This is a genomic window from Microcystis sp. T1-4 (genome assembly GCF_000297435.1).
Classification (GTDB): Bacteria; Cyanobacteriota; Cyanobacteriia; order Cyanobacteriales; family Microcystaceae; genus Microcystis.
Genome location: NZ_CAIP01000093.1, coordinates 12,169 through 30,160 on the forward strand (window position 1 = coordinate 12,169; position 17,992 = coordinate 30,160).

Consider the following 17,992-nt stretch of genomic DNA (forward strand, 5'->3'; position numbering starts at 1 on the left):
TTTGTCTATATACACCCATAATAATAAAACAGGCTGCAGTCCTGTTTCACTATTAGCTTAAGAATAATTAAGCCTACCTAATCTCGCGCACTACCGGCTTACCGTCGATAATTTCACCGACGAGAATCAGATCAGCAACCCCGACAAATAAACCATTTTCTAAAACCCCCGGCATATTATTAATAGTTCTTTCCAAATCAGCCGGATCATCGATACTATCAAATTTAACATCGATAACTAAATTGCCTTGATCTGTCACCACGGGGCCAGCTTTTTTCACTCCCATGCGCAGGGAAGGTTTACCACCGAGGGCCTCTAATTTCAGCATAACTGGAGTCATGGCCATGGGTAACACTTCCACCGGCAAAAGAAAAGTCGATCCCAACTTATCCACCAGCTTATTGCCATCCACTACCACGACAAAAATATCGGCGAGACTATCGACAATTTTCTCCTGAGTATGGGCAGCACCGCCGCCTTTAATCAGGTTTTTCTGGGGATCCACCTCATCGGCCCCATCGATAGCGATATCCATCTTGGCGATGACATCAAGGGTAGTGAGGGGAATTCCGTACTTCCTAGCCAAAACTTGCGCTTGAAAAGAAGTGGGAACCCCGACAATATTGCTGATTTCCCCGCTTTGCAGTCTAGCGCCCAGATATTCGATCGCGTAGGCCGTCGTTGAACCAGTTCCCAATCCCACGACCGAATTAGATTGAACTAGATTAGCGGCGGCCTTACCGACCTCCTGTTTCATGATAATGATCGGATCGATTGCTGTCATGATGCACATTCCTAAAAGCGATGTTTTGAACCTCTTAGTTATCGGTCATCCCTTGCCCTCTTGTCAATGGAATTAGGGATTAGTGGCCTGAGCGGCTAACATTTCCTTGAGTTTAGCCAATTCATTGGCCCAACGGGGATCTGGCTGTAAAGCGTCACCATCGCTGGTAACTTTCGGGGCATTATTGCCACCCCGTTCAGCCTTGCGTTTTTTGCCGCCGCCACCACCACTGGATTTGCGCGGTGCTGCTGTCGTCGGTTTCGGAGTCGGTCTTTCGACTTTTTCTGGGGTTTCTACGCTGGCCTCCGTGCCTTCTGCTTCTTCTCCTTCTTCTTTACCTCCCTTGCTGCGGGGGAGAGCTTTCTCGATTTTGATCGGGTTTTCCATGAAGGATTGGCCGTTGTATTTTTCGATAAACTGGTCGGCTAGTTCATCGCTAGGGACGGTAACGAAGGCAAAACCGCGACATTTGCCGGTTTTGCGGTCTTTGATGACTTTAGTGGTAATCGTATCCCCTTCATCGGCAAAAAGCGCCTGTAATTTTTCGCGCTCGACGGATTCTTTGGGCAAATTACCAACGTATAGACGAACGGACATGATGGATTCCTCCAAGTATAGGTTGATGTAAAAACTTGTGCGACATTCCGTGCCTGTATCCTGATTTTTTTAAGGCAAACAGAGCTAAGGAAGATGTTTCCCAGCGATAGGCTTGTAGTTTCTGCACGATAGCGGCTGTGGCCGTCAATTTCGACTATCCTTAACGATTTCAACGAGAGGAACGGAATCTAGGGGTTACGTTTTTAGCTGTTAACAGGGCTAATCATTCAACTTACCCGATTTATGTCGCTCTCTTCGATTATTACAGAATCTTTACACAATTTGTCAAATATTTTCTCTCGCTCTGGTCGGACCTGGGGAAAAATAAGTATAACTACTTAAGTATTTGTTCACAGTAAGCAAAATTTTATTAAAACTCTTGCTAAATGTATCATTATATGCTTCTTTCCTTTTGGCGGCGGGGTATCCTAGCTAACAGGAGGGAAAAAGCAAAACCCTCTTTACAGATACATTGACACTTTGTCAAGTATTTGTTACATTAGTTAAAGAAAAGAGGTGATACCAATCACCCATCTCGCTTGTTATCAACCACTGTCTTCATCGAGGAGGAACACCATGTCTCAACCGATCGAACTTTCCTTAGAACAACAGTTCAACATTCGTTCTTTTCAGACTCAGGTAGAAAAAATGAGTCAGGAGCAAGCGCAGGATTTCCTGATCAAGCTCTACGAACAAATGATGGTCAGAGAAAATATGTACAAAGCTTTTCTCAAACACCAGTGGGGTCTAGATTCTAATCCCTGGGCCTCCCAGTAACTCATTTCACCCCTGCGGGCGACCTCTTTCTCCGGCTGGGTTTCTGCGGAAACGAGCTAGGGATGCGGGGCGCATTTCTTCACCTTTTTAGTTATTCTTAGGGAAGAATAACCGAATTGCTAGGGGTTAATTTATGTTCGAGCGCGCTTTGATCTGTACAGATCTTTTCGATGGTCTCCATCGTCTTGTCCATTGTGTGCCACACTTAGCCCTGAGCGGCTTAAAACAAGTTATCTTCCTCCACAGTATTCCGGTTTGGGAACAACCCACCCTAGCTGCCGTAGATCAAGGAAAAATTGATGCGGCTAAAGAAAAATTATCCCCAGCTTTAGCAAATATTCCCGACGGCATGACAGTTATTGTCGAAATCTCTAACCGTCGTCCCGTGGATGCCGTGCGGGAAATCCTCGCGCATCACTCTATTGACGTGATTTTGATGGGAAATCCCATGCGCGGTGCCGTCCAAGAAAAATTATTCGGTAGTACCAGTTTAGCGATCGCAGGTATTACCGATATTCCGCTGCTGATTTTCCGACCGCAATTATTATCAGTTTATACTCACGATGAATTAGCCCTGCGCTGTCAGCATCTCTGGAAACATTTATTAATTCCCTACGATGGCAGTCCCGACGCGATTTATCTAATTGAACAGATGGAAAAATACGCCCAAACTCGCTCCCCCGGCTCTTTTGAGCAATGTCTCCTCGTCCGGGTAGTGGAAAATATCAGTCGCGATCCCAGTGTCACCGAATCTCGTTTAAATGATGCCCGTCAACAATTAGAATCGGTGCAAGCGCGACTAGAAAAACTCGGTTTGCAAGTACAGAGCCAAGTGCGACAAGGAACACCTGTATTAGAAGTGTTGACGGCAGCGGAAGAAGATGACATCAGTGCCATCGCAGTGGCTACCTGCCATCGTTCCAATATGTTGGAATGGTTAGCCGTGCGTCGGATTAATGAAGATATTCTTCATCAACTGTGGTTCCCCTTATTATTTTTCTCCCCCAAGGGATAGACTGGAAAAAAGAGCCTCTTGGGGATAAACCACAAAGGCACAAAGGACAGAGAGAGGAAGACAGATTTAATCGCTAAAATCGATCACACAAACGATAAGAGAGCCGCAAAAATTTGGGAGAAATTAACTTAAGTAAGTAGTTATAATTAAATTAAAAATGGATTTTAAGTTCGATCCCCCCTTAGTCCTAGGGTTGATTCATAGTAGGGTTGATTCATGAATCAACCCTACTTATCAAGGGGGGTGTCTGACAACTTTTAACACCTACCTACTTAACTAAAGGGATTAATAATCATCAATTGATTCTCGATTCGCTGACCATCTTGTAAATCTTCACTGTAGAGAATTTGACAGCCCGCTTCCAGAGCGCTGGCCAGTATTAAACTATCAAAGTAACTATATTGATAACGTTCCGCTAGATTCAATGCCATCTCTATCGTATTAACAGAAACGAGGACGATTGGGAATCCCTCGGAAAGCTCTTGTACAGCGTCTCGAATTTGCGAATAGCTTAGGGAAAATTTCCGTTTTAATACATTTATCGTTTCATTTAAAACCTGTGTACTAATCCAAGCCTCACCCGATCGAACACAATCAATCGCTCGCTGTCGTTTATCCGGCTCATCCTCAGAATACGCGTAAATTAAGACATTAGTATCGATAAAAACTTTATCGGGCATTAGCCTCGTCCCGATCGAATGTAAATCCCCGTGTATTTAAAGAAATCGCCTCGAACATCGTTTTTTCAGTTTTCTGGCTCGGATCGGGGACGATTTCCGAGTCATCCAAAACAATCACCCGCATCATCTTACCTTCCCATCGAGAAGAATATCGGGGGGGAACGCTCACCCGACCCTTATGAATAACCGTCCTAAATTCGATCGCTTCCATACATGGCTCCAATTAAACCCTATCTCTACTTTAGCTCTAGAGTCAAGCTATCATAGCTCGGACGTATTTTAGAAACTAGAATAAGGTTAAAAATCGCTTGGAGGGTTTACGGTGATGGAAGGAAAAGAAACAGGACTAAATGAACGGGAACTAGAGGAAATTCTGGAAATGGCGCGGGATGCGGCGGAAAAAGCCCGATCAATGTGCGAGGTAATTACAGAAAATTCAAAAAAATGGCGAGAAAGAGCAGAAAAAATCAATCGAACGGGATCGAGATAGCGATCGAGTATTTCTTCGATTATAGGAGCGATCGAACTTGTATCGGAAAAGCGATCTCGATCAGGGGGTAAAGCAGCGAGAGGAACCCTTGTCACATCGAAACATTTCCTTAAGATATAAGACCGAAGGTCCAGTCTGGATACAAAATTGATATACCTAGAATCGCTACTCTGGCTCACCCTCTAGGCCATTCCCTTCCAGACTGCTAGGCTATTAGACAAGATGAATAACAATCAAACTCCACGGAAACAAGGACTATACGATCCCCAATTTGAACATGATGCTTGTGGTGTCGGTTTTATCGTTCATAAAACGGGGAAAAAGTCCCACGATATTGTTGAACAGGCCTTAACAATTTTATTAAACCTCGATCACCGTGGCGCGTGCGGTGCGGAAAAAAATACCGGAGATGGGGCGGGTATTTTATGCCAAATCCCTGACCTATTTTTCCGGAAAGTGACCAGTAATCTAGGTTTTACCTTGCCGGCAGCGGGACAATACGGGGTAGGAATGCTCTACACGGCCCCTGATGCCGAAATTCGCGGGAAAAGTCGGCAGGAATTCGAGAAAATCGCCGCCGAAGAGGGGTTAAAAGTTCTCGGTTGGCGTGATGTTCCCACGGATAACTCTAGTTTGGGCAATTCGGCCAAATCTACCGAACCCTTTATCGAACAGGTTTTCATCGAACGCGATGCCAATTTAAGCGATGATCTGGCTTTTGAACGCAAATTATACGTTATTCGCAAACGTTCCCACCTTAATCGTCAATCTTTTAATCGTTACTGGTATCCTTGCAGTATTTCTAGTCGTACCATTGTCTATAAAGGGCAATTAATGCCGGTACAGGTGGGTGACTATTTCCCTGATTTACACGACCCCGACTTTCAAAGTGCTTTAGGATTAGTCCATTCTCGTTTTAGTACCAATACCTTCCCCAGTTGGGAACGCGCCCACCCTTACCGTTATATTGCCCACAATGGCGAAATTAATACCCTGCGAGGTAATATTAACTGGATGCACGCCCGTCAGTCGATGTTTGCCTCACCCTTGTTCGGGGAAGACATCAAAAGAATCCAGCCGGTTATTAATATCGAGGGTAGTGACTCCTTAATTTTTGATAATGCCCTAGAATTAATGGTTTTATCGGGGCGTTCTCTTCCTCACGCTGTCATGATGATGATTCCTGAACCCTGGGCAGCCCACGAATCGATGAGTGATGAGAAAAAAGCCTTTTATGAATACCATTCCTGTTTGATGGAACCCTGGGATGGTCCGGCCTCGATCGCTTTTACCGATGGTACGATGATGGGAGCAGTGTTAGACCGCAATGGTTTACGTCCTTCCCGTTACTATGTCACCAAAGATGACCTAGTAATTATGGCATCGGAAGCGGGAGTTTTACCCATTGAACCGGAACGCGTCGCTTTTAAAGGTCGTCTGCAACCCGGCCGGATGTTCCTTGTGGATATGAAAGAAGGTCGTATCGTGGCCGATGAGGAAATAAAAGAAGCTATTGCCAACGCTAAACCCTATCGCCAGTGGTTAAACGAAAATTTAGTCAATTTAGACGATTTACCGGCGGTGGAAACTGCTCCACCGGAAACTTCTGTTTCCCTAATTCAACAGCAAACCGCTTTCGGTTACACTTTTGAGGAATTACGTCTTTTATTAGCCCCCATGGGCCGGGATGGAGTGGAAGCAGTGGGTTCCATGGGTTCCGATACACCCCTAGCCGTCTTGTCCGATCGCCCAAAACTGCTTTATGATTACTTTCAGCAGTTATTCGCCCAAGTCACTAACCCCCCGATTGACTCGATTCGCGAAGAAATTATCACCTCTCCCATCACCACTATCGGTGCTGAGAGAAATCTCTTGGATCCGCAGCCCGAAAGCTGTCACCTGATTAAACTTAACTCTCCCATCCTCACTAATGCCCAATTAGCGCGTTTACAAGGCAATAGCGAATTTAAAACCGTGACTATTCCCATTCTCTTCGATCCCACTTCGGGAGTCGAGGGGATGCGTAGCACAATTGAGGCAATTTGTCAAGAGGTGGACGAGGCAATTTTAGCGGGCGCAAGCATTATTATTTTAAGCGATCGAGGTATCGATAAAAATCACGCCCCGATTCCCTCACTGCTGGCGGTTGCCGGTTTACACCATCACCTCATCCGGCAGGGAACCCGCACCAGAGTCGGCCTTGTCCTGGAATCCGGCGAACCCCGGGAAGTGCATCACTACGCTCTTCTCCTCGGTTATGGTTGCGGTGCGATTAATCCCTATCTAGCCTTTGCCACCCTCGGCAGTATGATCGAGGAAGGTTTATTGGTAGGAGTTGACCACCAGAGTGCCTGTAAAAACTACATAAAAGCCGCCACCAAGGGCGTAATTAAAGTGGCCTCTAAAATTGGCATTTCTACCCTGCAAAGCTACCGTGGGGCGCAAATATTCGAGGCTATCGGCTTAAATCGATCGGTAGTTGATCACTATTTTACTTGGACAGCTTCCCGCATTGAAGGGGCCGATTTAGCAATTATTGCCAAAGAATCCCTACTCAGACACGGCCACGCTTTCCCCGACCGGGATGTTAATGTGCATACCCTCGATATTGGCGGTGAATATCAATGGCGTAAGGACGGGGAAGCCCATCTTTTTAGCCCAGAAACCATTCATACCCTGCAACAAGCGGTAAAATTGGGCAAATACGACCTCTTTAAGAAATATTCCCAACTGGTCAACCAACAGAATCAAAAATTCTTCACCCTGCGGGGACTATTAACCTTTAAAAACCGGGAAAGTATCCCCATCGAAGAAGTGGAACCGATTGAAGCGATTATGAAACGCTTTAAAACTGGGGCCATGAGTTACGGTTCCATTTCCAAAGAGGCCCACGAATCCCTCGCTATTGCCATGAATCGTATCGGTGGCAAGTCGAACACCGGGGAAGGCGGCGAAGATTCCGAGCGCTACACTTGGACAAATGAACGGGGAGACTCGAAAAATAGTGCCATTAAACAGGTAGCTTCCGGCCGTTTTGGTGTCACCAGTCTTTACCTCTCCCAAGCGCGAGAATTGCAGATAAAGATGGCCCAGGGGGCAAAACCGGGCGAAGGCGGTCAATTACCGGGTAAAAAAGTCTATCCTTGGATTGCCAAAGTCCGTCACTCCACCCCCGGAGTTGGTTTAATCTCTCCCCCACCCCACCACGATATCTACTCCATTGAAGACCTAGCGGAGTTGATTCATGACCTAAAAAATGCCAATCGTGCGGCGAGAGTGAGCGTAAAACTGGTTTCTGAGGTGGGAGTTGGCACAATCGCCGCCGGAGTCGCTAAAGCTCACGCCGACGTGGTTTTAATCTCTGGTTTTGATGGTGGGACCGGTGCCTCACCCCAAACCTCGATTAAACACGCGGGTTTACCCTGGGAGTTGGGACTAGCAGAAACCCATCAAACATTGGTGTTAAATAATCTTCGCAGTCGCATCGCGGTGGAAACCGATGGCCAGATGAAAACCGGCCGCGATGTGGTGGTGGCGACCCTATTGGGGGCCGAAGAATTCGGTTTTTCGACCGCGCCACTGGTAACGTTAGGATGTATTATGATGCGGGTTTGTCATCTTAATACCTGTCCGGCGGGGGTAGCGACCCAGGATCCGTTATTACGGAAGAATTTCATCGGAGATCCCGAATATACGGTGAATTTCATGAAATTTATCGCCCAGGAAGTGCGGGAAATTATGGCCGAATTGGGATTCCGCACCTTAAATGAAATGGTGGGGCGAACTGATGTATTAGAGCCAAAACAGGCGGTAGAACATTGGAAAGCGAAAGGAATTGACCTAACTCCAATTCTCTATCAACCGGAGGTAGATGCAGAGGTAGGACGCTATTGTCAGATTCCCCAGGACCACGGTTTAGATAAGTGCTTGGATATAACCGTTTTACTGGATTTATGCAAAGATGCCATTGAAAAAGGCGAAAAAGTCAAGGCGACACTACCGATTAAAAATATTAACCGCGTGGTGGGGACGATTTTAGGCAACGAAATCACTAAACGTCACTGGGAGGGTTTACCGGAAGATACCGTACATCTCCATTTTCAGGGCAGCGCGGGGCAGAGTTTCGGTGCTTTTGTTCCCAAAGGAGTGACACTGGAGTTAGAAGGGGATGCCAATGATTATGTGGGTAAAGGTTTAAGCGGTGGCAAAATCATCGTTTATCCGCCCAAAGGTTCCACTTTTGTGGCCGAGGAGAATATTATCATCGGTAATGTGGCTTTATACGGTGCAACCAGTGGTGAGGTGTATATTTCTGGGGTTGCTGGGGAACGTTTCTGTGTCCGCAATTCTGGGGTTAATACCGTAGTTGAGGCCGTTGGCGACCACGCTTGCGAGTATATGACGGGGGGTAAAGTCGTTGTTTTAGGGCCCACCGGTCGCAATTTCGCCGCCGGGATGAGTGGTGGTGTCGCCTACGTCCTCGATGAGTCGGGGGATTTCGCCACTCGTTGCAATACCCAAATGGTAGCTTTAGAGGCACTAGAAGGGGAAGAAATCGACGATTTACGCGAGTTAATTCAACGCCATGCTGATTACACCCAAAGTCAAAAAGCGGCCCTGGTTTTAGCAAATTGGTCGGAAATGTTGCCCAAGTTTGTTAAGGTAATGCCCAAGGATTATAAGCGGATGTTGCAGTGTATTAAAGAGGCGTTAGATTCTGGTTTAACCGGCGATTCTGCCCTCGATGCGGCTTTTGAAGCCAACGCCCGCGATGTGGCAAGGATTGGCGGTAGTTAAGTAGTACAAAATTATTGTAGGTTAACATAAAGTTAACCTACAATAAAACTACTATAATTAATCCTTATGCAAAGGAAAATTTGAAATGTTAAAATGGTTAACAAAAGCTATAAGCATAATAATAAGTTTAGAAAACTATGCTGCTTTTGCTAATTCATGTCCAGAGGACTGGCCCCAGAGATTAATCAATAATACTTGGTTTGAAGCAAGTGGTTTTATCGAAACTCAGCAAGGAAAATATAATTGTCAAGTTTTAGAATCAGGAATTACTAGCGTTTTTTTCGCTATTAAGTGTAATAATGGTTCGGTTATCTATAAAACCGAAGATTTTTGTTATGAAGATGATCCATCTAGAGACAATCCTAATAGAAGATGTGCTGATTTTATATTTCTAATTGATAAAAATGGTTCTGAATTTAAAATGAATTATGAAATAATAATGAATCAGATTTGTAACAATGGGATAATGACTCAGCAACTCAATTTTATTGCTTTTCAATCAAGCTTTAGGTTTAGTGGTTCTGTTATTATCAAATTACGTTATCGTCCTGTCTTAAAGCCAGAAGGTTTTTAGGAGATTAACAAAATGTATAATCTAAATCTGGATCAAAAAGTGCGAGGTAAAAGAATGTTAGAAACTAAAGCTCTGAAAGATATAGAGTTAGCTTTTAGACAGTTTGGCTATGAAGGGGAAGATGTATTCAATGTAATTGCCTATTCTTACATTGATGTTTTTGCCATTGAAACTACTAAAAAGCTCGATAAGATTATTATGAAAGGCCACTGCTTATCAGAAATTGTATTTCAAGACAAGACTCTTCAAGAAGTAATTTATTGTCAGATAAAAAAAGATGTCAATGGAAAAAATCTACCGATTTTTTATCAATATTTTCTGGCTAAAAGATTTCGAGATATTACAGGAAAGTTTTTTACCCCACACGCAATAGCAGAACAAATGGTCAGTATGCTTCCTATTAAATCGGATGCTTTAATAATGGATCCTACTTGTGGCAGTGGAACTTTTCTAAAAGAAGCGGGAGAACGTTGGCAATATACACCTTGTCATCTCATTGCCAATGATGTAGATGAGATGTTGGTCGGTTTAACGGAATTAGTTTTAAGAATAAATACTAACCAAAGTCAGAATATTTCTCTATTTACCTCGAATATTTATCGTCCCGATCAAGAAATTCAAACACTATTTGGTCAAGTAGATTACATTGTAGCAAATCCACCGTTTTCACTGCCAATAGACTTGTTAGAATCTCAAAGCGACTTATTCAATTTAGGCTATAGAAATAGCGATGCTCTATTTATTGATTTAGCTCTAGAGTTATTAAAGCCTGACGGACGTTTAGTTTGTCTTTTGCCTCATTCAATTATCTCGAATAAAGAGTATGAAAAGTTACGTCAAAGTGTCGAGAAAAGTTGGTTATTAACTGCCGTTATAATATTACCTGAAGGCGTTTTTCAATCAACTTCAAATACCACGACTCGTGCCGATATTATTGTCTTGGACAAAAAAGGTAAAAATACAATAAATAAAAAAACGATTTTTTCTAATATTTCTTCAATTGGCATCCCCCTGAACAATCAGCAAAAAAAGACAGAAAGCAACGATCTAAAAACATTGCTAGAAAACAAGGAAGTCGCCAAAGTTCTCGGTATTTAAGTATAAAAACAATGAAAAAAAACGGGCATACTTTTTTGACAATAGTAGATACCTGTAAGATAGAAGCAGGTATCTGGAATCCCTATCATTACAAAAAGAATGACTTAGGTTATACTCTATCAGATTTTGTTGATATTCAAAAAATTATCAATCATAAATGCGATATTAGTTTGTGTCATTTTGCACCGATAGAATATAAAAACATTCCAAAAGGAGAACTATTAACCTTTGTCCTAGAAGATAATTATTTAGCAAAAGGACGATATAGTGTTGTCGGTGAACAATCTCTAATTTTTGGCACTATGAGAGCCTATCTTGGCAATGTTTTAGTAACACCAAAAGCAACTTGGATCGAAAAAGATAGTCCCTTATTCTATCCTATTAATTCAGAGTTTGTAGAGATCATACCCAAAGATAAACTCCCTTATTTTTGGTGGTGTTATCTCAAATCAGCTTTATTTCTCCATCAAATGCCAGCAGGGAGTGGTGGAACACGTCCAAGAGTAAGCATAGAGAATTTGGAACAGATACCTGTAAGCGTTCCTACATTGCAAGAACGGACAAAAATAAACTCTAGTTTAATAGTTCTAGCAGAGCAATCTTGGCAAAACCTTCTTGCTTGCAGACAGATAATGAAACAGGCAAATTTATCAAATAATTAATGATTATGCCCGATATATCACCACAAGAAATTCAATCACTACGCAATATTTTTAAGTCATTGATTGGCATAAAAATAGATTGGTTGAGTATTCCAGATCAAGCACTAAAAGGATTTGAACCTAGCCAAGTGGCTGTAATTGTTAACACACTTTTAGATGGAGTTTTACCCCAAATTCAATTAATTTCAAATTATCAAAATCAAGGAAAAAAATTAAAAACCTTGGACTAGAGAAATCTCCCAGTCAAATTGGAGAACGAGAAAGTTATCCCGACTACATTCATATTTCAGGCAAAAGAGTAGAGTTAAAAGGTTTATTTGTAGATAATAAAACTTTACAACTCAAAAGACCACCGACACCAAGAGAACCATCGGCAAGACTAAAAGAAAATATTACGATTGATAGTATTGATGCCGAAAAAGATGTTTTATTGATTGCAGCTATTCAACTTCAAGAAGAAAATGGTTTTTGTTCACCATTTATCGTTGACATTGAAGTGTTTTCAATGATCGATTGCATTCGAGCAAGAGATCAACGATTGATAGAAACTGGCGGTAAATGGATTGATAATGTTCCCAAGGTGATTAGTAATAATGGCAGGAAAAAACAAAGGGCAGGGGAAACATTGGCAGATAATGATTATGAAAAAGATACTAATTTTGGTAAATTAAAACGAATACCATATCCGCCACTACAAGATTTTTTAACTAAATGGACTTAAAAGATCATTAATACTTAGGGCTTGCTAAATATCAGTGGAGGTCATGCTAGAAAATGGCTTGGGGTTTTTTTGGCAAAAAAGTGCAAGAAACAAACGTTGAGAAATCGAAATATGGACTCAAAACCCTTGCACTTTCCCTCTTTAATTGCGAAGGTTTCCGCTTCGAGGTGTGCGAGATCATTCTATTATTCTGATAATTTTGCCAGTGGGAGATTATTATCGGTAATTAATAATTCTTCCCCCGGTTTGAGATTGTATATCAGTTCGGGCAGTTTGGCTTGAGCTTCTTGGAGAGAGACAATCATAATTTTACGGCAAGCGGGAAGATGAAAGGACTTTCTAGGCCGATAATTTCTTGATTCTAACCGATCAAAGCCCAGAAGGGATAGGCGAACCGAAAAACCTCTCCATTGAGGACTCGTGTTAAACTGATTAATCATGCTGGTGTCTAGAAGCGACCTATGCCGAACTTAACCTTAAGCAACGAACAAGTGATCGACTTATTCAAACAACTCCCCGAAGACCAGAAACGGGAAGTTTATAAAATTCTCATTCTCAGTCAGTGGAGACAGTTGGAACCAGTATTTAATGAAGGAGCAGAAAGAGCTAGAATCGTAGCCAAAGAACGCGGTTATGATTGGGATACCATGACGGAAGACGAAAGAGAAGAATTTATCGATGAAATCGTTCACGAACCATCATAATATCCACCGAATTATACAGGAGCATATTTTACCATAAATATTACCTTAAATCCCGAATTATAACAATTAATTAACTCTCAATTAGCGACAGGAAATTATAACAGCGTTGAAGATTTATTAAAAGACGCTTTGTTAAATTTAGCAGACAAACAAAACCGTCAGATTTTAAGCCAAAAAGTTAAAGAACTCTTTGATAAAACTCAATCCTTACCCGGCGTTCAGGATATTACCGAAAAAGATATCGCCGCAGAAATTGAAGCGTACCGAAGAGAGGACTTAAAAGAAAAATGGACTAAATGGTTTCAAAAAGTGGAAGAAAGGGAAGAAATTATGGGCGAATCAGTCATTAATCAGGACATCTGGGAAAAAGGAAGAGGATAAGAAGCGGTTTCTTTGATTCTAAGGCTACTTAACCCTCGTTGAGGTGAAATATCCTCGACTTTAGGCCAACAAATCCAAGAACTATCTCTAGAACAATTAGAAACTTTAGGAGAAGCGCTGCTCGATAGAAGATGTCTGCTCGTCCTGCGTTAAATTTTTAAATACCGGCTTTTTTTGTACTGATTTAACCATGGCTACCAGCGATATCTCCAATTCTACTCACTCATCCCCAAAACCCCTGCCAAAACTGGGACTTTTCACCATGTTTCGCTTAGGACTTTTTCAAATGGGACTAGGTATTATGTCCCTGCTGACTTTGGGGGTTCTCAATCGGATTATGATCGATGAGTTAAAAGTTTTACCCTTTCTCGCCGCAGCTGCGATCGCTATGCACCAGTTTGTTAGTCCAGCACGCATCTGGTTTGGGCAAAGATCCGACGGTAAAACTATTTTCGGTCATCATCGCAGCGGTTATGTCTGGATTGGCGCGGCAGTTTTTACCGCTTTAGCTTTTATTGCTTTGCAGGTAGTCTGGCAATTGGGACTTAGTATTCAAACTTCGGGATGGAATACCATTTCCTACGCTTGGATTGCCCTCTTAGCCTTAATTTTCGCCCTCTACGGACTCGCTTTAAGTGCCAGTTCCACCCCTTTTGCTGCCCTCTTGGTGGATGTATCCGATGAAGATAATCGAGCGCAATTAGTTGCTATAGTTTGGTCAATGCTGATGGTGGGAATCGTCGTCGGGGCGATCGTTAGTTCTCGTTTGCTGGATACTCCCAATATCTGCGGTACAAATATTTTGACCTATGATCCGACTCAATCAGCCCCTATAGCCAATATTCCGCAGCTACAGGCGAGTATTAACCCCGTGTTCGCGATTATGCCCGCTATCGTTTTCGTTCTCTGTATTTTAGCGACTTTTGGCGTAGAAAAAAAATATTCTCGTTTTAGTAGCCGGTCCACTCTTGTGCAAAGAGAGGATCAAATTACCTTCAAGGATGCGTTACAGGTTCTCACCGCTAGTCGGCAAACTGGTTTATTTTTCACCTTCCTGCTGATGATGACTTTGAGTTTATTTATGCAGGATGCAATTATGGAACCCTTTGGCGGCGAGGTTTTTGGGATGTGTATCGCCCAAACCACCCAATTGAACGCTTTTTGGGGAACCGGAACCCTTTTTGGTATTGCTGCCACGGGATTTATGCTCATTCCCCGCATCGGTAAACAAAAAACCACTAAATATGGCTGTATTTTTGCAACAATTTGTTTTATTCTGTTGATTTTTGCCGGCTTTTCTGCTAACCAAAGTTTATTAAAATCAAGCTTGCTCTTTTTCGGTTTAGCTTCGGGAATGATTACCGCCGGAGCTACCAGTTTAATGTTAGATTTAACCGCCGCCGAAACCGCAGGAACTTTTATCGGCGCTTGGGGATTATCCCAAGCGATCGCCCGGGGATTAGCCACGGTTTTAGGCGGTACGATTTTAAATATCGGTAAAGTTGTCTTTTATAGTCCGGTTTTAGCCTATGGCTTAGTTTTCCTCGTGCAAGCATTGGGAATGATCCTAGCAGTTTGGTTATTAAGTCGCGTCGATGTCAAGGAATTTAAGGAAAATGCCCGAGCAGCGATCGCAACAGTGATAAAAGGAGAGATCGACTAGCAAAAGCAAGCAAAAGTGAGATAACAGGAGAATTAGCCCGATCGGGGGAAGTTGGTTAGCAGCTTTTTTCCTATCCTAAAAGTAGAGAAGAAAACGAAGGAGGAGGCGAAAACGATGAAAAGGACTTTAATGATTACCCTAGGTTCCCTAGCCTCCTTACTGCTGATTAACCCCGTCGGTGCGGAAAATCCCCAACAGGTACAACAATTATTGAATACGCGGGAATGTCCGGGCTGTGATCTCCGCGGTGCAGATTTAAGAGGGGCGCATCTAATCGGCGCAGATTTGAGAAAAGCGAATTTACAGGGAGCTAATCTGGAGGAAGCTAACTTAGAAGGCGCAGATTTGACCGATGCTAACCTAGAAGGCGCGAATTTAACCGCAGCTTTTCTGACTAATGCAAGTTTCAATCAAGCTGATCTCGATGGAGTCAATTTCACCAGCGCCGTGATTTATGATGCCGATGTGACAGGTGCATCGATGGAGAGAATTAACTTGACAAATGCTCAGATTTATGGTACTGGCATCGCTGTCGGTGGTGGCAATCCCTAGATAGGGTTTGCTGAATGAATCTAAAAACCTTGTGGGTTGCGACTTTTAGACTTTTTTTATTAACGATCGCTTTTGATCATTTCCCCGATTGACTCTCATCAGGATTTTGGGACATCCGGCGCGAGAATCATCAATTGTCCTTCCTTATCCTCGCGAATGGCTAGAATCGCCGGACGTTCATTTTCTGCCGACTGAGGAGATAACCCGCGAAAAACATAGATCCAATTGTTATTTTGGATTAATAACCGCCAAACTCGCGGGGGATTGACTTTACTATCATTCGTTTCTTTTCCCCGCAGCTCTTCGAGTAATTTAGTCTCACCGATAATTCGATAACCTTTGAGAGAAGGATCGGTAAAAACATCATCAGGATTGCGACCGATCGCTATCTGTTTTTCTGGTAAAACTAAAGTGATAACTGGTAAGGTAGAACTATCATTAACTGCATCGCGACGGGCATCGATCGATCCCTGAATTCGAGCTAACCAAAAAAGAATAATTAATAGCCAAATAACAGCGATCAAATCTTTTCGGAGAGATTCGGGAATTCCCCGAACTAATAAACTTAGGGGTTGAAATTTTTGATGAAATTTCCGTTTAGATTGACTGACAATTGAATAGGATGGCAGGGGAAACAAAATCCAGAGAGTAAATTGAATCGCAAAGGCAACGGCAACCAGTGCCAGAAACGTTCGCAGCAACGCCCCGAAATCGCCACAGAAGACCTGTATCGGCACAAAAAGGAAGGAACGCAAGGGCAAGTCCAGACGGTTGATCTCAAGGCTAAACCAGCCGAAATAGGCCCACCGATAGATCCATCCTGTAAAATAGAGAAAAATCCCCAGCAAACCGAGAAGACTGGCGAAGGTTCCTAGTATCTGTGTTCCGGGAGGGGGAGAATTCGGAGCGCTCACGGCAAAATGTCCCTGATTGGCGTTTTCGATCGCTATCCTACTCGATCGACCGGGTTCTATCGCCAGTTCTTTGTATTTTATCAAGGAGAATAACCATGTCCATCGACGATCCCCGACAAGTTCGTTTTTTAATTGAGAAAATGGAAGCAAGTTTACCGATCCCTGTGCGTGCAACTCCCGAAACGTTAAAAATAGCTGAAACAAAAGGCGAGCGATACAAACCCGATCACCAGTTTTCGATCGATAAAATTTTCTACATGGGAGACGAGGGGGGAATTATTTGTTCCCTAAAAAACGAATCGGGAAAACAAACGAGTCTTGTCTGTTCTTTAACCCATCTACGCATCGATAACTCTCATCCGTTAGCGGCGGATATTCAATCCTACCAGAAAAAGCGATCGATGCGGATCGCACTACAGGATGGTAAAACTGGAAAAGCCCTCCGTATTGCCAAACAAAACCGCCCGAACAAAGGTTTCGGAAAGTAAAAATATATTGACAAAAACCGCAGGTTGGGTTACGAGTAGCGCTAACCCACCACATCCAAGATTGAAAACAGAACCAACCCAATCCCGATCATTCAGGCAAGGTAAAGATGAAAAAACTCTACCCAATAATAACCGCAACTAGCCTAGTTTTTATCGCCTCTCTTGCTGGCTATCATCTACCAGCCACCGGCGATCGATCTCCCGTCAAGAAAATCCCCGTATTCATGCCGGATGATACAAAAGTATCTTTAAAAAATGGCACTTCTCTATCTGGGAGATTAATCAAGTTCGATTCCCAAGCAAAAAAGATCGCTTTAGGGAGAGAATCAAAAACAAAAGAAGTGGCAATGAAAGAGATCAAACAGATAGAGTTTCAAGGCAAGGTTATTATCAAAAGCGGAACGCTTGTTATTCGTGGGGAAGGGGGATCAAGCAATCCAAAAGAGAATAGAGAACGCTGGCATGAACCCCTACAGAACTTCAAAATTGTTGATGTTAATGAAGGAAAAGCGGAAGTAACTATAACCTCGCTAGATCCTCCAAAAATAAGAGGAATCGAGCGTGTAGCCCTTAACAGTTCCTACGTTGTTGAGGAAATTAAATTCAACCCCTCGGACAAAATTGAGATTCAAGTAAACCCGCATTAAAATTCACCAAGGAGAGGTCAATTATTTAGGTAATTCAGTAAGACTTTAAATGGGAAAATTGGCTGATGTATTGTTCGATCATTTTTGGTGATATTGGATCGTTTAATGTCGGGTTAGCGAGGTAAAAAATGATGTCATTGATGAGATTTTCCTCATCTGTTTTATATGCGATATCTTCTCTGCATTCGATGGCATCAGCCCAGTTTTCTAAGTCGGGGGCAGATAGAGCGTTATTAAGATAGCGATCGAGAATATCGATCAGATGCTCTTTTTTTAGGGTGATAATTGCTTCGCTACTGTCCCAAGGAAAGGTTTTTAGGATAGGGAGGATAGTTGATAGGGGTTGGTCAAAGTTGACTAGGGCGTTGAGGTATTCTTGTCTAGTTTTCATGGGTAAGTAGGTGGGTGAAATTAAATTGAAAATGGATTTTAGGTTCGATCCCCCCTG

At 42.9% G+C, this 17,992-nt stretch carries 23 protein-coding genes; 16 read left to right on the top strand and 7 right to left on the bottom strand.

Translation table 11 applies throughout. The features are described from left to right. Positions 1 to 73 precede the first annotated feature (73 nt). Entirely contained in the window at positions 74 to 784 is a 711-nt protein-coding gene (gene rpiA, locus MICAI_RS05040; RefSeq protein ID WP_008198690.1) for a ribose-5-phosphate isomerase RpiA, read from the bottom strand. Between the two features lie 72 nt (positions 785 to 856). Continuing rightward, positions 857 to 1,381, bottom strand: a complete 525-nt coding sequence (locus MICAI_RS05045) for an RNA recognition motif domain-containing protein (RefSeq protein ID WP_008198691.1) — start codon at positions 1,379 to 1,381, stop codon at positions 857 to 859. Between the two features lie 576 nt (positions 1,382 to 1,957). On the opposite strand from MICAI_RS05045, the gene MICAI_RS05050 reads away from it, so the two are divergent. After that, positions 1,958 to 2,158 carry an NblA/ycf18 family protein gene (locus MICAI_RS05050; protein WP_002791926.1) on the top strand — a complete coding sequence of 67 codons (201 nt, stop codon included), beginning with the start codon at positions 1,958 to 1,960 and terminating at the stop codon, positions 2,156 to 2,158. 133 nt (positions 2,159 to 2,291) lie between these two features. After that, the gene (locus MICAI_RS05055) at positions 2,292 to 3,173 is read left to right on the top strand and encodes a universal stress protein (protein ID WP_008198693.1); all 882 of its coding nucleotides are present in this window, start codon (positions 2,292 to 2,294) and stop codon (positions 3,171 to 3,173) included. A 272-nt stretch (positions 3,174 to 3,445) separates the two neighbouring features. Here the strand turns inward: MICAI_RS05055 and MICAI_RS05060 are convergent, their stop codons facing one another. Both MICAI_RS05060 and MICAI_RS05065 read right to left on the bottom strand, forming a co-directional pair. Further along, on the bottom strand, positions 3,446 to 3,853 hold the full coding sequence (locus MICAI_RS05060; RefSeq protein ID WP_008198696.1) for a PIN domain-containing protein: 408 nt from the start codon (positions 3,851 to 3,853) through the stop codon (positions 3,446 to 3,448). Beyond that, entirely contained in the window at positions 3,843 to 4,064 is a 222-nt protein-coding gene (locus MICAI_RS05065; RefSeq protein ID WP_008198698.1) for a hypothetical protein, read from the bottom strand. Before MICAI_RS05065 ends, MICAI_RS05060 begins: the two co-directional genes overlap by 11 nt. A 114-nt stretch (positions 4,065 to 4,178) precedes the next feature. Here MICAI_RS05065 and MICAI_RS26290 point away from each other — a divergent pair, with 114 nt between their 5' ends. The 7 genes from MICAI_RS26290 to MICAI_RS26865 all read left to right on the top strand — a co-directional run bounded on the left by MICAI_RS26290 (position 4,179) and on the right by MICAI_RS26865 (position 12,195). Beyond that, the gene (locus tag MICAI_RS26290) at positions 4,179 to 4,343 is read left to right on the top strand and encodes a hypothetical protein (protein WP_008198700.1); all 165 of its coding nucleotides are present in this window, start codon (positions 4,179 to 4,181) and stop codon (positions 4,341 to 4,343) included. 222 nt (positions 4,344 to 4,565) lie between these two features. Further along, positions 4,566 to 9,140 carry a glutamate synthase large subunit gene (gene gltB, locus MICAI_RS05070; protein WP_008198702.1) on the top strand — a complete coding sequence of 1,525 codons (4,575 nt, stop codon included), beginning with the start codon at positions 4,566 to 4,568 and terminating at the stop codon, positions 9,138 to 9,140. Positions 9,141 to 9,225: 85 nt separating this feature from the next. Next, a complete protein-coding gene (locus MICAI_RS05075) occupies positions 9,226 to 9,714 on the top strand; it encodes a hypothetical protein (protein WP_008198704.1) in 489 nt (162 codons plus the stop codon). 12 nt (positions 9,715 to 9,726) lie between these two features. Further along, positions 9,727 to 10,812 carry an HsdM family class I SAM-dependent methyltransferase gene (locus tag MICAI_RS05080; RefSeq protein WP_008198707.1) on the top strand — a complete coding sequence of 362 codons (1,086 nt, stop codon included), beginning with the start codon at positions 9,727 to 9,729 and terminating at the stop codon, positions 10,810 to 10,812. An 11-nt stretch (positions 10,813 to 10,823) separates the two neighbouring features. Continuing rightward, on the top strand, positions 10,824 to 11,474 hold the full coding sequence (locus MICAI_RS05085; RefSeq protein ID WP_008198708.1) for a restriction endonuclease subunit S: 651 nt from the start codon (positions 10,824 to 10,826) through the stop codon (positions 11,472 to 11,474). Positions 11,475 to 11,479: 5 nt separating this feature from the next. Then, the gene (locus MICAI_RS26860) at positions 11,480 to 11,704 is read left to right on the top strand and encodes a hypothetical protein (RefSeq protein WP_232306135.1); all 225 of its coding nucleotides are present in this window, start codon (positions 11,480 to 11,482) and stop codon (positions 11,702 to 11,704) included. A gap of 200 nt (positions 11,705 to 11,904) precedes the next feature. Further along, entirely contained in the window at positions 11,905 to 12,195 is a 291-nt protein-coding gene (locus tag MICAI_RS26865; protein ID WP_008198712.1) for a hypothetical protein, read from the top strand. Between the two features lie 185 nt (positions 12,196 to 12,380). On the opposite strand, the gene MICAI_RS26870 is transcribed toward MICAI_RS26865, so the two are convergent. Next, the gene (locus tag MICAI_RS26870; protein WP_223210971.1) at positions 12,381 to 12,635 is read right to left on the bottom strand and encodes a type II toxin-antitoxin system Phd/YefM family antitoxin; all 255 of its coding nucleotides are present in this window, start codon (positions 12,633 to 12,635) and stop codon (positions 12,381 to 12,383) included. A gap of 21 nt (positions 12,636 to 12,656) precedes the next feature. Here MICAI_RS26870 and MICAI_RS05100 point away from each other — a divergent pair, with 21 nt between their 5' ends. The 5 genes from MICAI_RS05100 to MICAI_RS05115 all read left to right on the top strand — a co-directional run bounded on the left by MICAI_RS05100 (position 12,657) and on the right by MICAI_RS05115 (position 15,495). After that, the gene (locus MICAI_RS05100) at positions 12,657 to 12,899 is read left to right on the top strand and encodes a hypothetical protein (protein WP_008198714.1); all 243 of its coding nucleotides are present in this window, start codon (positions 12,657 to 12,659) and stop codon (positions 12,897 to 12,899) included. Between the two features lie 129 nt (positions 12,900 to 13,028). Continuing rightward, positions 13,029 to 13,280: a hypothetical protein gene (locus MICAI_RS05105; protein WP_008198716.1), complete on the top strand. Its 252-nt coding sequence runs from the start codon at positions 13,029 to 13,031 to the stop codon at positions 13,278 to 13,280. Between the two features lie 48 nt (positions 13,281 to 13,328). Next, complete coding sequence (locus tag MICAI_RS26875; RefSeq protein WP_255348747.1) at positions 13,329 to 13,433, top strand: DUF4351 domain-containing protein; 105 nt, start codon at positions 13,329 to 13,331, stop codon at positions 13,431 to 13,433. Between the two features lie 37 nt (positions 13,434 to 13,470). Continuing rightward, entirely contained in the window at positions 13,471 to 14,943 is a 1,473-nt protein-coding gene (locus tag MICAI_RS05110; RefSeq protein ID WP_008198717.1) for a BCD family MFS transporter, read from the top strand. A 114-nt stretch (positions 14,944 to 15,057) separates the two neighbouring features. Next, positions 15,058 to 15,495, top strand: a complete 438-nt coding sequence (locus tag MICAI_RS05115; RefSeq protein WP_002758200.1) for a pentapeptide repeat-containing protein — start codon at positions 15,058 to 15,060, stop codon at positions 15,493 to 15,495. Positions 15,496 to 15,593: 98 nt separating this feature from the next. Here the strand turns inward: MICAI_RS05115 and MICAI_RS05120 are convergent, their stop codons facing one another. Then, a complete protein-coding gene (locus MICAI_RS05120; RefSeq protein ID WP_008198722.1) occupies positions 15,594 to 16,493 on the bottom strand; it encodes a hypothetical protein in 900 nt (299 codons plus the stop codon). An 11-nt stretch (positions 16,494 to 16,504) separates the two neighbouring features. Here MICAI_RS05120 and MICAI_RS05125 point away from each other — a divergent pair, with 11 nt between their 5' ends. Continuing rightward, complete coding sequence (locus MICAI_RS05125; protein ID WP_008198724.1) at positions 16,505 to 16,897, top strand: hypothetical protein; 393 nt, start codon at positions 16,505 to 16,507, stop codon at positions 16,895 to 16,897. Positions 16,898 to 17,004: 107 nt separating this feature from the next. After that, complete coding sequence (locus tag MICAI_RS05130) at positions 17,005 to 17,544, top strand: hypothetical protein (RefSeq protein WP_008198725.1); 540 nt, start codon at positions 17,005 to 17,007, stop codon at positions 17,542 to 17,544. 34 nt (positions 17,545 to 17,578) lie between these two features. Here MICAI_RS05130 and MICAI_RS05135 read toward each other — a convergent pair whose 3' ends face one another. Beyond that, positions 17,579 to 17,935, bottom strand: a complete 357-nt coding sequence (locus MICAI_RS05135; protein ID WP_008198727.1) for a hypothetical protein — start codon at positions 17,933 to 17,935, stop codon at positions 17,579 to 17,581. Positions 17,936 to 17,992: the final 57 nt, after the last annotated feature.

Excerpts from the sequence above, each read along its gene's own strand:
- rpiA (WP_008198690.1), bottom strand. The coding sequence starts at position 784 with ATGACAGCAATCGATCCGATCATTATCATGAAACAGGAGGTCGGTAAG.
- MICAI_RS05045 (WP_008198691.1), bottom strand. The coding sequence starts at position 1,381 with ATGTCCGTTCGTCTATACGTTGGTAATTTGCCCAAAGAATCCGTCGAG.
- MICAI_RS05050 (WP_002791926.1), top strand. The coding sequence starts at position 1,958 with ATGTCTCAACCGATCGAACTTTCCTTAGAACAACAGTTCAACATTCGT.
- MICAI_RS05055 (WP_008198693.1), top strand. The coding sequence starts at position 2,292 with ATGTTCGAGCGCGCTTTGATCTGTACAGATCTTTTCGATGGTCTCCAT.
- MICAI_RS05060 (WP_008198696.1), bottom strand. The coding sequence starts at position 3,853 with ATGCCCGATAAAGTTTTTATCGATACTAATGTCTTAATTTACGCGTAT.
- MICAI_RS05065 (WP_008198698.1), bottom strand. The coding sequence starts at position 4,064 with ATGGAAGCGATCGAATTTAGGACGGTTATTCATAAGGGTCGGGTGAGC.
- MICAI_RS26290 (WP_008198700.1), top strand. The coding sequence starts at position 4,179 with ATGGAAGGAAAAGAAACAGGACTAAATGAACGGGAACTAGAGGAAATT.
- gltB (WP_008198702.1), top strand. The coding sequence starts at position 4,566 with ATGAATAACAATCAAACTCCACGGAAACAAGGACTATACGATCCCCAA.
- MICAI_RS05075 (WP_008198704.1), top strand. The coding sequence starts at position 9,226 with ATGTTAAAATGGTTAACAAAAGCTATAAGCATAATAATAAGTTTAGAA.
- MICAI_RS05080 (WP_008198707.1), top strand. The coding sequence starts at position 9,727 with ATGTATAATCTAAATCTGGATCAAAAAGTGCGAGGTAAAAGAATGTTA.
- MICAI_RS05085 (WP_008198708.1), top strand. The coding sequence starts at position 10,824 with ATGAAAAAAAACGGGCATACTTTTTTGACAATAGTAGATACCTGTAAG.
- MICAI_RS26860 (WP_232306135.1), top strand. The coding sequence starts at position 11,480 with ATGCCCGATATATCACCACAAGAAATTCAATCACTACGCAATATTTTT.
- MICAI_RS26870 (WP_223210971.1), bottom strand. The coding sequence starts at position 12,635 with ATGATTAATCAGTTTAACACGAGTCCTCAATGGAGAGGTTTTTCGGTT.
- MICAI_RS05100 (WP_008198714.1), top strand. The coding sequence starts at position 12,657 with ATGCCGAACTTAACCTTAAGCAACGAACAAGTGATCGACTTATTCAAA.
- MICAI_RS05110 (WP_008198717.1), top strand. The coding sequence starts at position 13,471 with ATGGCTACCAGCGATATCTCCAATTCTACTCACTCATCCCCAAAACCC.
- MICAI_RS05115 (WP_002758200.1), top strand. The coding sequence starts at position 15,058 with ATGAAAAGGACTTTAATGATTACCCTAGGTTCCCTAGCCTCCTTACTG.
- MICAI_RS05125 (WP_008198724.1), top strand. The coding sequence starts at position 16,505 with ATGTCCATCGACGATCCCCGACAAGTTCGTTTTTTAATTGAGAAAATG.
- MICAI_RS05130 (WP_008198725.1), top strand. The coding sequence starts at position 17,005 with ATGAAAAAACTCTACCCAATAATAACCGCAACTAGCCTAGTTTTTATC.
- MICAI_RS05135 (WP_008198727.1), bottom strand. The coding sequence starts at position 17,935 with ATGAAAACTAGACAAGAATACCTCAACGCCCTAGTCAACTTTGACCAA.